The sequence below is a fragment of the Pseudoalteromonas sp. S558 genome (assembly GCF_005886635.1).
Classification (GTDB): Bacteria; Pseudomonadota; Gammaproteobacteria; order Enterobacterales; family Alteromonadaceae; genus Pseudoalteromonas; species Pseudoalteromonas aliena.
Genome location: NZ_PNDU01000106.1, coordinates 1 through 14,841, shown reverse-complemented (window position 1 = coordinate 14,841; position 14,841 = coordinate 1). Strand labels below are relative to the sequence as shown.

The window sequence follows — 14,841 nt, the reverse complement described above, 5'->3', positions numbered from 1 at the left end:
GACAAATAACATGAGCACTGTAAATGAGTTAATACTCAAAGCAAGCCGTTTAAAAGATGGTGACCCAGTAAAAATAAAGTTAGGTGAGGAAGCTATTTTATTAGCCGATCAAAGTAACGATATTGAATTAAAATACCGGAGTCGGGTTAGTTTAATTGAAGATGCTGCATTTGCCGGGCAGCCTGAAAAAGCACTCGTTAATTTTGGTTGGTGTATTGCGCAATGCGAAAAATACCCAGAGCAATTTCCTTTGACCAATATGCTGTGGAAATATAAATATGTAATAGATTGTGCTATTGGTTTTCATTCTATAAGCCGGGCTAAGTTAGAGCAGTTAATAGATAATATGAAGCAACATTACGCTCAAGCAGGTTTTAGCTTAAAGCCAGTACATTACATGCAAGCCCAACTTTATTTAAGCATGGGTGAACTAGATAAGAGCCTTGAGCAACTGCAAATTAGTCAAGGTTTAGAAAATGACCGTTTTGCAGATTGTGCAGCATGTGAAGTCCATTTTATGGTCGTGCTACTTACCGCGTTAAGTAGGTATTCTGAGGCATTAAATAACGCATTACCTTTAATTCAGGGTAACCAAAGCTGTGCCGAAGTACCTCATTTAACCTTGCCAGAATTACTTATTACCGCAAGCCAGCTGGGTAAAGATGACTTAGGGCAAATGCTACTTACTTCTGGCTATCAACTTATTCGTGACAATCCAAACTTTTTACATCAGGTTGGCTTACAAATACAGTATTGTGCTATTCATAATTTAATTGAAACCGGCACAGACAGAATACAAAACCATTATGATTGGCTTTCTAAAAATATAGATCAGCGAGGTCACTACCAATATTACTTAGGTATTTCTATGTTATTAAAATCAATACTAAACAATGGTAAAACATTAATACTCTTAACGATGCCTAAAAGCTTTGAACTATATAATGAAAATGACAGGTACAATCCCAAAACACTATTCGATTACTTTTATAATAAGGCTTCGCAGATTGCCCAGGCTTTTGATGAACGAAATGGGAATGATTTTTATCAATCTCAAATTACACATAAATTAGAAATGATTAAATTATAACTCTATGACTAAAAGGCCAGCATATGCAGCTGGCCAGTTGGTTGGTTTATAAAGCCAGTCAGCAGCTAATTAAGGATGTGGGATGTTCGATACAATTGAGGATATATACAATCACATAGGACAAGCAATGTTTAATGCTCTGCCTGATGAATGGGATACAGCCATATTAACGTTATTAATGGATAAAGTTAACGTTTCAGTAACAATGCATCAGAAATATTTAGATAAAAATGATTCCACAAATTATAAATACTTTAGCGTCAATAAACGAAATGGGCTTGCTTATGAATCAAAAGTCTCTGATGCCTTCTATGCGCTTTATCACCTTATGCAAAAAAATGAAAATGATGTCCCTTGGAACAAAGCGCGTGTTGAAATAACTTCGCAAGGTGATTTTTCAGTTGATTTTAAATACGACAAAGACTTTGCTTTGTACAAATCGCTCGATATTGATAGTCAAGAATATGAAGATCTTGAGATAGACGTTATTAATAAAATTAAGTCTTGGGACGGTTTACCTGGAAGTTACCCTAAGTATTGGGCTAAAACACTATAATTATCAAGCTGTAAAATTAAAGGCTTTGATATAGGGCGTTCTGCGTTTTTATGTCGGTGTGCGTTTACTATTGGTTTAATCACAGAACAAGAGGCTTGGTATTATTTACTAGTGCTGGGCAAAATTGCACAACAATTATTTATTGATTGGCAAGAATTTGGCATGAGTCACCTTGTTGGTCGTTTAACTTGGGTTGGTATTAACTTAGCTGAACCGGCGGACACTAAACGTTACCCTAATGGTTTTGATATAAAGCAAAAGATTCAATTAGATTTCGAAGAATTGACATCAATTTTAGCTGACGATGAACACCCATGGTGCCAGCTAGATTGGCAAATAGACTTGTAGTCTAAAGTGCATGATTCATAGAGATCGTTTTAATATTATACGGCCTCATGAACAATAAAATTAGACAGCACTTTAAATGGATTAAACTTTGCGAAGAAACTAAAAGTGTAGGTATTGTGTGCCGTAAATGCGGTATATTTAGGCCTACTCTTTGTAAGTGGTTAGATCGATAAAAAACAGACTGTCTAGTTTCCTTAAAACTCACCAGCACCAACATTAAAGCTAAAAGATAAACACTCAGGAGATAACCTTGAATACAGAATTAACAGGTAATTCAAAAAAGTCAGCATTAGCAGCCATTATTAATTTAGATACCACTTCAGTAAGCGCAGCTGATCTCATGTTTACTGAATTCGAAAGTAATGAAGTGATAACCAGTCTGTTGTTTTTATTAGCTTTTAATGATGAAACTAATAATAAGTTCACGTTGAATGAAAAAATTAAAGATGTACTTGTTGTAAGCTGTTATGAGCATTTATCAAATAAGAATAAGTATGAATTCAATACTCAATGGTTATATAAGATCATTGATAAATGGGGCGCGGGGATCATTCAGGCGTTAATACCTCGTCACTTCTTTTCAAGGTATTTATTATTAGATCTTATTAACTATATCAGCGATTATGATATTGCAGAAACACTGCTTGATGAAATGGATAATGATGATCCTGAATATCGAACCAATGCCAAAATAGCATTATTAGATTTAAAGGCGCAATCAAGTGTCATTAATCATAGTAATATATTCAACTGGTTTAACGAAGATATTCAGCTAACGAGTTATGTGGCGGATGGTCGAGATGAAGCGATGAGTCTTTTGCATATTTTAAAGTATATGCTAAAGCATGAATTCCCGCTTGAATACATTAATCAAACTGTTGAAAAATTAAAGAGCTTGTTTAATGTGAAAGGCATTATGCCGTTTTGGAGAGATGCTGCCACGGCTTTAGTGCTAGCTGCGAGTCATCACTCACTGGCACAAGAATATATTGCACTTGCAATGGAATTAAACGTTAGTTCAATGCCCAGCGAAGATCTTATTTTTTATCGTTTAAGTCATGGTTTGATTGATTTGCCAACAGCATGTGATGCACTTCTGGTAGGTTACCCTATACAACCTAATCTACAGGTTTTACGTGATTATTTTGCACTAGAGAAGCAGTCTGAGGTGTTTCTAGCCATTGCAGAAGCAAGCTTAATCGATAACAAAAACGATAAGTTAAATGCAAATACGTTATTAACGCTTTGTGAGCACATTCCCAGTGAACATGCGTTAAATAATACACTCATGGCTCGTTTAGATCGTGAATACGCCTCAGGATTCATTCCCTATTCACTGACACACGCACCTGACAAGGTTGAATCATTATTAGTATTGGCAAGAGAGAGCCGAAATCTATGGACCGAACGCAGCGCCAATACTGAGTTTTTCTCACACGCTATTCATGTTGAGCCAGAGCAAGCATTTAAACGTTTTTTTACTGAAGTAACAACTGATCACATTGATTATGAATTGTTTATGGCTAACTTTACAGAACTGCACTGGGCATACTTTATGGCGGGGCTTGAAGAGCATTTTGCCAGCACTACTGAACATATTAGATCTGAGACTTTGCAAGCTATCCCTATTTCAGTAATACCTGAACAGTATATAGAAAAGTTTAAGCAATGGATTATTGAATTAGAGTATGGATTTGATCGCGACGAAATTTTTTCTAAACTCACATTACCTGCAAACCAATTACAAGCGTTATTAATTAAGCTACAAGAGCTGCCGTTGGATTAGTTACTTAAACTTTATCTGAGTAAATGCCATTTGAGCATTATGCTTAAGTGGCTTTTACGATTTTTATCAATTAAGACAAATATAAAGTTTGATCCCGACCTACACTATGAGAGTAAAAGATTAAACTAGATTTTTAAAAAATAAATGTGGTTAACTAGGGTCTGTTTATCTATCGAGGTTGAATTTTCAGCAGTGTTTTTGGCAATTACCTAACATTCATAGGTTTTATAGATAGGTTTGTTTATAAAGCTACTTAGCTCATTGGCTACTTTTTCTAAGCTGTTTTTGTAGCCTTTATTTATTAATATGTATCTATCTTCATTAACTAATTTAAGATAAAGGCGGTAATCCCTTTTACCAAATAATTTTTCGTCAACCACTATGCCGCGTATATCCGCAAATGCAATTGAATCTGCTTTAATAACGTAAATGCTTTTGGCGCGTATAATTATGTTTTTTGTTTCTTTATCAATTTTAATTTTGTAATTAGCAAATGTACAACAAAAGCCAAGTGTGGAAATAGCAGCCCAAGGTACCAAGGGAAATTCGCCATCCATTACACTAAACATACATAAACAGCTTATAAAGAAAATAAATGCGCCAATAAAGTTAACAGCACTTGTGGCAAATGGCTTGATTTGCGCTTGTTGACTTGTCAGTTTTGTAAATTTCATTTTATAAAGTAGTCGCTATTAGTCCGATGATGATAAAACAGATGAAGGGGAGGAGAATCATTTTTATCAATGATTTGGTATCCCAGAAAGTTATATCTTTGCCGCTTTTTAGAGCTGGATCATCTACTGTACTTGCAGGTCTATTATCGAGTGCATTTTGGTCTAAATCGGGCGTGTTATTGCTGACGTTTGTTTTTTCTGTAAACTCATTTACCTTTTCTGTATGTATACAGCCAAAATGATTAGCTAAAAACGCGGCGGCTGCTTGGGTATCTTGGTAGGTGCCAATTGTGTAGCGTTCATGACACAGCGCTATTTGATACTTATCTGCAAGGCCTGGAATTTGTTGCACTAAAACTTCAACATCGTTTAAATTTTTTAAAATCTTTTTTGATGTGGCTTTAGCTAGAAATAATTTTTCTTTGTACGCTTTACCTGTTTCAATATCAAGGACTAAATAATGGCTTCTTGAGTAAGCAAAAACGAGTGATAAAAATAAAGGAGCAAAGCAAATACCATAAAATATTGACTCAGTAAAATAGCCAACCACACCACAAAATGGAACGATGAAAGTTAGTATGGCCCTAATTGCAATAATATTGAGTTGGCCTTGAGTCCTTAATTTTACCTTATTTGGCAAATAGGTATTTTTAATGTGAAACTTCACATTCTTAGGTAGATTTGAGTGTTGCAGAAATACATCATCCTTGATTTTGAGTTCTCTAATTTAGCATGATATTTTTTAATAAACCACAATGGGCAGCTATTCGAAAACCTTTAGCAAACAGGCTGCTTTTTGCTTGGTTCTATTTATCATTTAATACCATGTTCTAAGGTTGAGCTTATTTTTGATTGTGTAAGTCGTGAATTAAACCCAAAAATTTGATAATTTAAAGAATAAGATAAGTCGATCATGGCAGTTAAGGTAAATAAATGAATCAACAATTAGTTTTTAAAAATGGTCAAGTTAGTGATAATTACGCCAGTATTTTATTAGGCCATCAAGATGAGTCATACGTTACACCAATAATGGAATATAAGGAGTATGAACTGATTGTAGAATCGGTTGTTATCATTTTACTTGATGACGACACTGAGCTAATGGGAACAGAGGTGTTAACGTTGGTTGATAGTGGGCACTGTACGTTAGCGCAGTTAATTAACTTTTTAGCCGGTGAAGAGGTGGAGGAAATGCAAGAGTTTGAGTTTATTTCATCTGCTTGGTTTGCATGGCAAAGTAAACACGGCGATTGGTCAAGTGAGCCATTTGATACTGTTTATGAATCGCAAGATAAAAACATAACAACGCTTAATGAGTTATTAAACGAGTAAGTTTGCGTTTTTAACAAGCGCTTTGGCATTTTAGGTGTGCCAACCGAGGCAGTTGGTTTACCTTGCCTTTGATTGATAATACTGTAAAAATCAGCGCGTTTTAAATTAAACAGTTGTATGGAATTTGGCGTTGAGTAAAGAACAGCAAAAAGACTATTGGCGCAATGAAACTGTGGCTTTTCTCGCGTTGACTTCATTAAGCGGCGTTGGGTATTGGGTATTACACAAAATAGCAGAGTCCGGCTTAGGCTTTAAAAATTTACTTAAAGCGAGTAATGCTGATGAAATTTCTAAACACCTGAATGTGTCATTACCTGATGATATTGAATGGCAAGCATATCAACAACAACTTTGGTCAATTGGCTTAGCGCGCGCACGTTCTCTTCATGCTGATAATGTAAGACTTTTGTTCCGAGAGCAGGAGCTTTTTCCTCAAGAGTTGAAGAAAATTGATGATGCACCTCATTGGATTTTTGTTCAGGGTCCAATTGAAAACTTACATAAAAAATCCGTATCAGTGATAGGTACTCGTAAGCCATCAACAGATGGTGTAATTTTAGCCAAAACAGTCATCGCAGCATTGGCAAATAAAGGGCTTGTTACAGTCAGTGGCTTAGCTTTGGGTATTGATCAAATAGCACATACAGAATCGATAAAATATAACATTCCCACCGTTGCGGTTCTTGGTAATGGTATATACGTTGAGTTTCCTAAAGGCTCTAACACACTTAAAGCGCAAATATTAAATCGTGGTGGCACAGTAGTAACAGAATACCTGCCTGAACAATTATACAGTGCCGAAAACTTTGTTAGACGAAATCGAATACAGGCTGCGCTTTGTAATACGCTGCTACCTATCGAGTGGGAAATTAAAAGTGGCAGTGCTCACACTGTCGCATTTGCACATAAGTACAATAAAAAAATTGCTAATGTGTTCTTACCTGGAACAGCCAATTTAAGGCCTGAATTAAAGTTCTCTGAAATGGAGCGCGGTGCCAGCGCGTGGGAAATGCCAATCTGCGTGAATGGACTGTTAAAGTATATTCAAGACGACATGCAAGCAAACGGTAAAGTCGTTCAACAAAGCTTAAGCTTTCAAGACGATTTTATTTCAACGCAAAAGGTTTTAGTTTATAAAAAAGCCCATCATTACAACTAAACGATGGGCCAAGATACGTCGTTAAAAGTTGCTGTTAATCTTCGTTATGCATAAAACCAGCAATGAGTTCTGCTAAGCTATGCGCTTGTAGATAGCCGCTTTCTTGGTCTGCGCCAAAACTAATTACCTGCCCAGGTTTTCCTTTACTGTTTGGTGCAAGATCTATGGCATAAAAATTACCACAACCTTGGTCGAAAAAGGGGATCCAATAGGGGGTGCAATATAAAGGCAGTACTGTGCCATCGTTACTGCTGTAAGTATCGAGCAAGTCCTCTTGCGTCCATTTTTGATATGGTGTTTGCCAGTCACTCCATTCTTTTAGTATGGTCTGTGCATTCATAAAACCTGTTTTTTCAATGCCATTATGCAGTGTTAAAAAGTCTTTTAAAATAGTGGGAAACTCAAAACCAGCTTGCGTTTTAAATTGTTGATAAATCGCTTCGTTATCAATGGGCTCTATTATTTTTAATCCCTCAGACTCAACTAATTGAGTTAAATTTTGTTTTACTAAAGAAAAGTCTTCATGGGAATCAAAGTTAATAAATGGGGTGATGTAATCTATTTTTTGTTGCGCTAATTCTTCTGCTTTAAATGCATTAGGAATATTTTCATCAATAAACTCACCAGTATGGGTGAATATTTGCTCAGCAAATGCTCTTGATATTGGGCGACTAGATAGACTATTACTGGCAAGATCATACAGCTTAGATTTAGGTTCTACGCCTTTTCTTCTTTCTCTATCAATTGTTGTTAACCATTGTGAAAATAGCGGGGTGTTGATCACTTCGGCGGTAAAAATAGTCTCATCTTGTAAGTAGGCAAGCATATAAAAGTGATCGCTCGATTGAGTATCAGGTGTTATTAAGAAAAGCTTGAGAACATCTTGGCCTGTTCGATCTTTTACTGCTTGATGAAGTAAGTCACTAAAGATGTAGCTTTCATCTTGTGAAAAAGACGGCAAATTGGTGATTTCTATTGCTGGAAAATGAAAGTCATGCCATTTTTTGGTTTTTAAAGTATCGTTATACGCACAGATATTTTGCATGAGGATCTTATTAATAAAGTAAAAAATAAACTTAGTATATCACGGCAAGATTAACTCAGTATTAATTTTAACAAGCTTAAAATTTACAATTAATTAATGTTAATATTTGAATATGTTTAAGCTCGTTTTAATTAGTTAATGGATCTCTTGTTATCTTTAATTTCTTAGATTAATCATTTTATATGTTATAGTTTTGTTTTTATCTCCTTGTTTAATAGGGGTTAAATTTTATAGTGAACATCTTTTTGGCCTGAATTACACGCAGTGAAAAAATAGGCTTTTTTATTGCACTTTCTTATTTTGATGGATTTTACATATAACAATCAATGTTAGTATAATAAGTGATTTTTTAAATAGTGGTTTTAATATATATAAAACGATTTAAGAATGTTCCGATGAACGGGGGAGTAATATGAAGATAGGGATTGATCTGGGAACGACACACAGTGTTGTTGCTGTATGGCAAGATAGTGGTGTTAAACTTATCGCTGACTCTGAGGGCAATGTTCTAGTGCCTTCTATTGTGAGTTTTTCAGATGACTATGTATTGGTAGGTCAAGCTGCTCGGGATCGTTTAGCGACTCACCCTGAGTTGACGGTGTCTGAATTTAAACGTTTTATGGGCACAGATAAAGTCTATCAATTAGAAGAACAATCTTATACCCCAATAGAGCTGTCGGCTATTTTACTTAAGCACCTTAAAGAGCAAGCCCAAGCATATTTACAACAACCTATTACTGAAGCTGTTATTTCAGTACCAGCCTACTTTAATAATAAACAACGGCAAGCTACACAGCAGGCGGCTTCACTTGCTGGTTTAACGGTTGAGCGCTTAATTAACGAGCCAACCGCCGCAGCCCTTGCATATGGATTAGATAATAAAGATTCAGATAACACTTATTTAGTGCTTGATCTCGGTGGTGGAACATTTGATGTGTCAGTTATTGAAGTGTTTAATGACATTTTTGAGATTCACGCCTCTGGAGGCGATAATTACCTCGGAGGTAATGACTTTACCCAAGCTATTGTCGACGATGTATTTGGCAAAAATGATATCCAACCGTACCATCTAACCAAAAGTGAGCGAAGAAATATATGGTCTTTATGTGATCAATTAAAATGTCAGCTAACCATCGACGATTCTGCTAGTTTTGATTTTGAATACAAAGGCGATGTTTTAACTTATACCCTGAGTGAAGACGATTTCGGCCATATTTGTCATGATTTAATTGAACGCATTAAGTTTCCTATTCATAGAGCGATGTCTGATGCAAAATTATCGACGGATGATATTGCGGGCCTTATCTTTGTCGGCGGTGCGACTCGCATGCCTATTTTTCGCCAACAAATTAATCATGTATTTTCGCGTATTACACAAATCCAATACAACCCAGATCATGCTATTGCTATTGGGGCTGCCATTCAAGCAAGTATGAACGAGCGTAATATTCAGCTCAAAGATGTAATAATGACTGATGTTTGCCCATTTACACTGGGCGTTGAGATATCTAACGAGCATAACCAACCTGAGTTTTTACCAATTATAGAGCGTAACTCTACGATCCCAGTCAGTGAAACGCGCTCTTTATTTTCCAGACATCCAAGTCAAGAAAGTGTTTTGATTAACATTTATCAAGGTGAAAATTACCTACCTAAAGATAATGTATTAATGGGTGCATTAGACATTACACTTGAACCTTTGAACAAAATTCAGTCTTTTTATATAACTTACACTTATGACCTCAATGGTGTGATTGAAGTGGAAGTTAAAAACAAGGATTCTGAAAAAACCTATCGTACTTATGTTGGTGAGAACGTGAAAGAGCTTGACCAAAATCAATTGCAAGAGCAATTTTCAAGACTTCAAGCTTTAAAAATATTGCCAAAAAACAAACTTGCCAATACCGCTTTTAAAGCAAAGCTCGATCGCATGTTTCAAGAGAGCCTAGGTGATAAACGCAGGAAGGTTGGTGAAACAATTGGGCTTTTTGAGCGCGCGTTAGAAACCCATGACAATCATAAAATTGACGCTGCCAAAGAGCGTATAAAAATGTTTTTGAATATTTCTTATTAACATGCACTCTATTATTTGTGCCCACAACATAAGAGTAAACTAAATGTACCATTGGATACTATTAGGTATTGAACCAACTAAAGATAAACGCGCTGTAAAATTAGCATATACACAGTTACTAAAACAAACTCCGCCAGCCGAATTTCCTGAAGAGTTTAAAGCGTTACGTAAAGCGTATGATCAGGCACTGGAAGAAATCTCAAAAAGTGATGATGATGCAAATGATAATTCAGCTAGTTGGCACGATGCACCACTTAAAGAGTTTCAGCCGCAACTAGATACTAATATTGAAGATAGGCAGGATGAAGTTTTTTCTGAGCCAGCACCTAGCTCAAATCACTATACTGATGATGACGAACCCGTTGAATTTTCAACTATTAAAACAATATCCCAACTCAACCTTGCTTTAACACAGCTTTATAGTGATATTTCAGTTAGATACAGTTTAGAACAATGGAAAATGTTGTTCGCGGCCCCGATATTTTGGGATGTTAATCAAAGTAATGCGTTGACTGCGAACTTACTCGACTTTTTTTCTAATCACCACTTTTTATCTGAAAATATATGGACATTTTTAGATGACAGTCTAAGTATTTCTGGTGGCTTATCTATCAGTGGCGATGATACTACGCGTCAAATTGCGATTGCTCTATCGCGTTACATAAAAACATTACCAAAAAGAATAAATGACGGCTTAGTGGTAGGTATTTCAGAACATGTTGATTTTAAAAATCTTCAACGCCATCTTGAAATACGTAACTATATTGAAGATAGATGTTTATACGGTACATTGACTTCAGAAGATTTAGAAAATATTGCCGAACAAATTGAACCTGAGTTTAAAACTGACTTTCCCCTTTATGATTATATAGTTAAGTATTTATGGACGCTTAATGCCTATAGCGCCATTAAACGTATTCTCACACCTTTAGCAATTCCAGATACCGAAAAGGACCTTTTAGATTACCAAGCACATGCGGAGTATAAATTAAAAAATTATGAGCTTGCACTTAAGCTGTATATACAGCAGGAGCATAATTGTCGTGATTTCTGCACCAAGGTGATGTTTAAAAGCATTGGTTTATGTTACTTAAAGCTCAATAACTTTGAAAAAGCCTATCTTTATTTAGACGCAGAAACATACGCTGTTGCCGATATGGGACGTGAGGTTGCATTAATTACAGCAAGACGCGGATATATTCGAGAGTTGAGAGCTGATGAAGCTAAAAACGCTATAAAAATTGCGACCTTATTATATGAAAATGGTCGTTATCATGATGCACTCTCCATCACTGAGCAATATAAGAATATTTTTATAGTGCATGCCAACTACTTGCAAGCTCTTTGCTTATGTAAATTAAGCCGTTTTGAAGAAGCCTACTCTGAGTTCTTGTTATTTATTGATTTATATGATGAACGTCAGCTGTGGTTGTGGCCCTTAATTGTTGATTTATCAAGGTATTGCTACGATTTAATTACGTTTGAATTATTCGCCTATACATTACAAAAGAATATCGCTATTCCTAGCGATTTTTATAAAATTGATTTCTTCCCTGGTTCAACAAAACCGCGTTGTTATACAGAGCAAGAAATGGCAATACTTGAGCTTACCAGTGAGCAAGATTCAGTTAGACGCTCATTAGAATCTGTATGGCATACTGAATCACTGCAAATTTTTGCACTGGCGATACTAAATGTTCGTGATCCCGAATTGATCGCTTATACGGATACAAGTGTTGTTGATGATTTTCAGTTGTGTGCACTACATTATGTAAAAGTAAATAAACAATTTATGCTTTACAACCCACGTGATTGTTTAAGGTTTTTAGAGGCCGCATTTGGCCAACAAGACTTTGACACCTGCATTATGTTAGCTGATATAGCGATTAAAGGTTTACGTGCAGCGCCACAAGCATATTATTTTAAAGGATGTGCACTTTTAGAGTTAAATCAATACGATACTGCTTTAGCTGCATTTCAACAAGCAGCACACGAATATAACACTCACCCATACGCCGTTCATTCTTTAAATTCAGCTATTAAGTGCTGTGAAGAGCTTATCGAACAAGGGCTACCTTATGCACCGCAGCGCACGACCTTATGCCAGCAATTGCAAGAGACAAAGGAGAAAGTTGATGCATAATAAACAAGAAGACTTAATGCTGCAAAGCCAATCGTTAACTGATGAGCAAAAGCAATGGTTAATCAGTTTATCTGGCTACTTATCGATGCAAAATGGCTATTCTCTAGATTGTTTATTAGATAAAAGCGAGACATACCCATTACAAGCCATTATCAACGGTAATGTAAAGGTATTAAAAAATAGTTATGATATACATAGCAAAGCTGACTTAGTTGAAACGTTGAATGTTTTTACGGATACAGCCCGAAGTGATCAGTTTGTGAACAGTTTGATTCAAAGTGTTCGTCATGATTTATATATTGAACACTTTTTTTTAAATCGAAACAACGATAAAAACAGTAATGAATATATGGTTAGTGAATGGGCTGAAAAACATAATGTTTCATTATCTGACTGTGGGATTAAAGGTTTTGATGTGGGTCGTTCTGCCTTTCTATGCCGGTGTGCATATACTACGGGTTTAATTACAGAACAAGAAACTTGGTATTATTTGCTAGTGCTGGGTAAAATTGCACAACAATTATTTACTGATTGGCAAGAGTTTGCCATGAGTCACATAGTAGGGCGCTTAACTTGGGTGGGCGTTAAATTAACTAAAGAGGAGGATTTCTCCGATCGTTATCCTAGATCCTTTGAAGTAAAACTAGAAATCAAACGTGATATTGAAGAGTTAATGTCAATTTTAGCTGATGATGAACACCCATGGTGCCAACTAGACTGGACAATAGACTTGTAGCGCTAGCATAGTAATAAAAGCCACTTAACGTGTGGCTTTTATTACAACATGTCAACCCGTACTAGTAACAAAACCAAAGTGATAAAATCTTGACTTTATACGTTAAAGCCCTAGATCTTATAGTCAATTACTTATTGAGTTAATTAATGCTGAGCAATGTAGAGAGCGCTAAAGTAGCGCGAATTGCATTAAATTTGCTTGTTCTAGATTAACTCAAAAGGTAAATTCCATAATATAAACTGTACCAAACCACACACCGCGAGCTGATAGTGTCTCAGCCTAAAAAGCTTGAGCAGTTAAGAATATATTTAAAAAATGATCATGCTGTATTTAAAAAGCTAGTTATATAAAAAGTGTTACAGAGTCTTCTAAAGCAATGACACATTTCATGAGGTTAATCTTCATCATATTGTAGTTTACTAATAAACAGCTCAAAATTTGTAGCAAGTATGGTTATTTTAAAGTCATTTTCTTGATCAACATGTACCACTGTGGGCTCACCCATAGGGCCGCACTCTGTGTAATCTAAGGCAACCAGCTGGTGTCCTGCAGAAGGGCAGTTACAAATATATAGCCCGATATAAGGATAACCCCATTCGTTTCTCATATATTCACTTTCTCCAGCTATAGAGCCTAGCTTGATAAACTCGCTGATACTATAGTTTGTTCGTTTTTCTTCATCGAGTTGAATCAGAGTGTTTTGTGGATAGCCACCATTTTGTATTTTCATTAACTGTATATAGAGTGTGGGTAGCGTATAGCCCAAATTATTCAAAGTATTTTGAATTTCGTCATTGGTTAATGGCTTATCTATATCCGCGTGGTTTTCTTCGCTTTGTTTTTGCCAAAAGTTAGAGTATTTATTAGCATTAGGGGCCTTAACTTCAACGGTGGATTCTTCAGCTGAAGGACGCGGGGTAAGTTTTTCTTGGGTTTGTCGTGCTTTTCGACGCTGTTTATACATCGTTTGCAGTTCACTTTTCTCAATGCCTTTGACATTTGGATCTGCAAGAGAATTGTTGTCTGGTAACGGCTCTTTAGGATGAGACAGTAAAGACAGCTCCTTCAGCTTTAGCGTTAGTAATTGTTCTTCATCACAGGTAGAGCGAGCAGTGTCTAACATATCAAAAGTAAGTAGGTCACGCGCGGAAATACTTGGATCAGCTCTTTGCATTAGTTCAATAAATGTTGATAGGGTTGTTTCCTCATTAAGCTCATCGTCGCTAACCAAATCATAGTCAATATCGAACTGCAGCATAACTTCAAATATAAGAGCTGTAGGCCAAATTTCAATTCCATGTTTACGGCTGGATCTACGAAGATCACGAGGTGTCTGGCGTAAAACTTTTTTGCAAGCTGTACACGCTGCTTTTTCAGCCTTAAGCGGGGTTAACGGATAATAAGCTAAGTGTTGACAAAATTCACACTTGACAGGGTAGGGGTTCATATACTGCATCTATAGTACATCCTTGTTATGATAAATTTAATACCTGATGGCCCACATGTATTTTATAGGTCAAAAAGTACGCACCACAAACGCTAGGGCCAAAAAAGAACTCGTAAGATTAATTAGGCATTTCAATATACTCTAAAATAACAGGTAAAAATAGGTACAAATAGTCTGAAATGAAGTAAATTTAAATCCAGAAAAAGAAGGAATGTAGCGCCACAAAATTTAACTTGATGTGTAGTGTTACAGTGATTGTGGCCACCCATTAAGAAAGAAATGTTATGCTAATCAGCATACAAATTTGGGTGAAAAAATGACGAAATTAAAACGTGCAACATATTCTGCAGCAATTAAATTAGAAACGGCTCAGCTTGTCGTTGACCAAGGTTATACGCAAGAAGATGCAGCCAAAGCGATTGGTGTTGGTAATTCATCCTTCAGTATATGG

14 protein-coding genes are annotated in these 14,841 nt (G+C 36.0%); 10 read left to right on the top strand and 4 right to left on the bottom strand.

What is annotated here, in order from left to right; genetic code table 11:
• The first annotated feature begins 10 nt into the window (after nucleotides 1-10).
• The 4 genes from CWB66_RS08675 (at nucleotide 11) to CWB66_RS08660 (ending at nucleotide 3,780) form a co-directional block, all read left to right on the top strand.
• Nucleotides 11-1,090, top strand: a complete 1,080-nt coding sequence (locus CWB66_RS08675; protein ID WP_138585068.1) for a hypothetical protein — start codon at nucleotides 11-13, stop codon at nucleotides 1,088-1,090.
• A gap of 82 nt (nucleotides 1,091-1,172) precedes the next feature.
• Nucleotides 1,173-1,646: an immunity protein YezG family protein gene (locus tag CWB66_RS08670; RefSeq protein ID WP_138585067.1), complete on the top strand. Its 474-nt coding sequence runs from the start codon at nucleotides 1,173-1,175 to the stop codon at nucleotides 1,644-1,646.
• Between the two features lie 15 nt (nucleotides 1,647-1,661).
• A complete protein-coding gene (locus tag CWB66_RS08665) occupies nucleotides 1,662-1,994 on the top strand; it encodes a DUF1266 domain-containing protein (protein WP_138585066.1) in 333 nt (110 codons plus the stop codon).
• A gap of 250 nt (nucleotides 1,995-2,244) precedes the next feature.
• A complete protein-coding gene (locus CWB66_RS08660) occupies nucleotides 2,245-3,780 on the top strand; it encodes a hypothetical protein (RefSeq protein ID WP_138585065.1) in 1,536 nt (511 codons plus the stop codon).
• A gap of 209 nt (nucleotides 3,781-3,989) precedes the next feature.
• Here the strand turns inward: CWB66_RS08660 and CWB66_RS08655 are convergent, their stop codons facing one another.
• Together CWB66_RS08655 and CWB66_RS08650 are read right to left on the bottom strand one after the other, a co-directional pair.
• Nucleotides 3,990-4,454, bottom strand: a complete 465-nt coding sequence (locus CWB66_RS08655) for a hypothetical protein (protein ID WP_138585064.1) — start codon at nucleotides 4,452-4,454, stop codon at nucleotides 3,990-3,992.
• Nucleotide 4,455: 1 nt separating this feature from the next.
• Complete coding sequence (locus tag CWB66_RS08650) at nucleotides 4,456-5,121, bottom strand: hypothetical protein (protein ID WP_171037477.1); 666 nt, start codon at nucleotides 5,119-5,121, stop codon at nucleotides 4,456-4,458.
• 266 nt (nucleotides 5,122-5,387) lie between these two features.
• Between CWB66_RS08650 and CWB66_RS08645 the strand changes: the two genes are divergently transcribed.
• Together CWB66_RS08645 and CWB66_RS08640 are read left to right on the top strand one after the other, a co-directional pair.
• Nucleotides 5,388-5,786, top strand: a complete 399-nt coding sequence (locus CWB66_RS08645) for a hypothetical protein (RefSeq protein ID WP_138585062.1) — start codon at nucleotides 5,388-5,390, stop codon at nucleotides 5,784-5,786.
• A 130-nt stretch (nucleotides 5,787-5,916) separates the two neighbouring features.
• Nucleotides 5,917-6,945 carry a DNA-processing protein DprA gene (locus CWB66_RS08640; RefSeq protein WP_212747814.1) on the top strand — a complete coding sequence of 343 codons (1,029 nt, stop codon included), beginning with the start codon at nucleotides 5,917-5,919 and terminating at the stop codon, nucleotides 6,943-6,945.
• Between the two features lie 34 nt (nucleotides 6,946-6,979).
• Here CWB66_RS08640 and CWB66_RS08635 read toward each other — a convergent pair whose 3' ends face one another.
• Complete coding sequence (locus CWB66_RS08635) at nucleotides 6,980-7,990, bottom strand: SMI1/KNR4 family protein (protein WP_138585059.1); 1,011 nt, start codon at nucleotides 7,988-7,990, stop codon at nucleotides 6,980-6,982.
• A gap of 412 nt (nucleotides 7,991-8,402) precedes the next feature.
• On the opposite strand from CWB66_RS08635, the gene CWB66_RS08630 reads away from it, so the two are divergent.
• Genes CWB66_RS08630 through CWB66_RS08620 form a run of 3 tightly spaced genes read left to right on the top strand, consistent with a single transcriptional unit; the run spans nucleotide 8,403 to nucleotide 12,943 of the window.
• Nucleotides 8,403-10,064: an Hsp70 family protein gene (locus CWB66_RS08630; RefSeq protein ID WP_138585058.1), complete on the top strand. Its 1,662-nt coding sequence runs from the start codon at nucleotides 8,403-8,405 to the stop codon at nucleotides 10,062-10,064.
• A gap of 43 nt (nucleotides 10,065-10,107) precedes the next feature.
• On the top strand, nucleotides 10,108-12,207 hold the full coding sequence (locus CWB66_RS08625) for a tetratricopeptide repeat protein (protein WP_138585056.1): 2,100 nt from the start codon (nucleotides 10,108-10,110) through the stop codon (nucleotides 12,205-12,207).
• Nucleotides 12,200-12,943, top strand: coding sequence for a DUF1266 domain-containing protein (locus CWB66_RS08620; RefSeq protein ID WP_171037476.1), 744 nt, complete (start codon nucleotides 12,200-12,202; stop codon nucleotides 12,941-12,943). The genes CWB66_RS08625 and CWB66_RS08620 overlap by 8 nt, the downstream gene beginning before the upstream one ends.
• Before the next feature lie 394 nt (nucleotides 12,944-13,337).
• Here CWB66_RS08620 and CWB66_RS08615 read toward each other — a convergent pair whose 3' ends face one another.
• Nucleotides 13,338-14,399 (bottom strand): SMI1/KNR4 family protein, encoded by a 1,062-nt coding sequence (locus CWB66_RS08615; protein WP_138585053.1) that lies wholly within the window; start codon nucleotides 14,397-14,399, stop codon nucleotides 13,338-13,340.
• A gap of 307 nt (nucleotides 14,400-14,706) precedes the next feature.
• On the opposite strand from CWB66_RS08615, the gene CWB66_RS08610 reads away from it, so the two are divergent.
• A partial coding sequence (locus CWB66_RS08610; RefSeq protein ID WP_138585051.1) for a transposase occupies nucleotides 14,707-14,841 on the top strand: 135 nt, incomplete at its 3' end.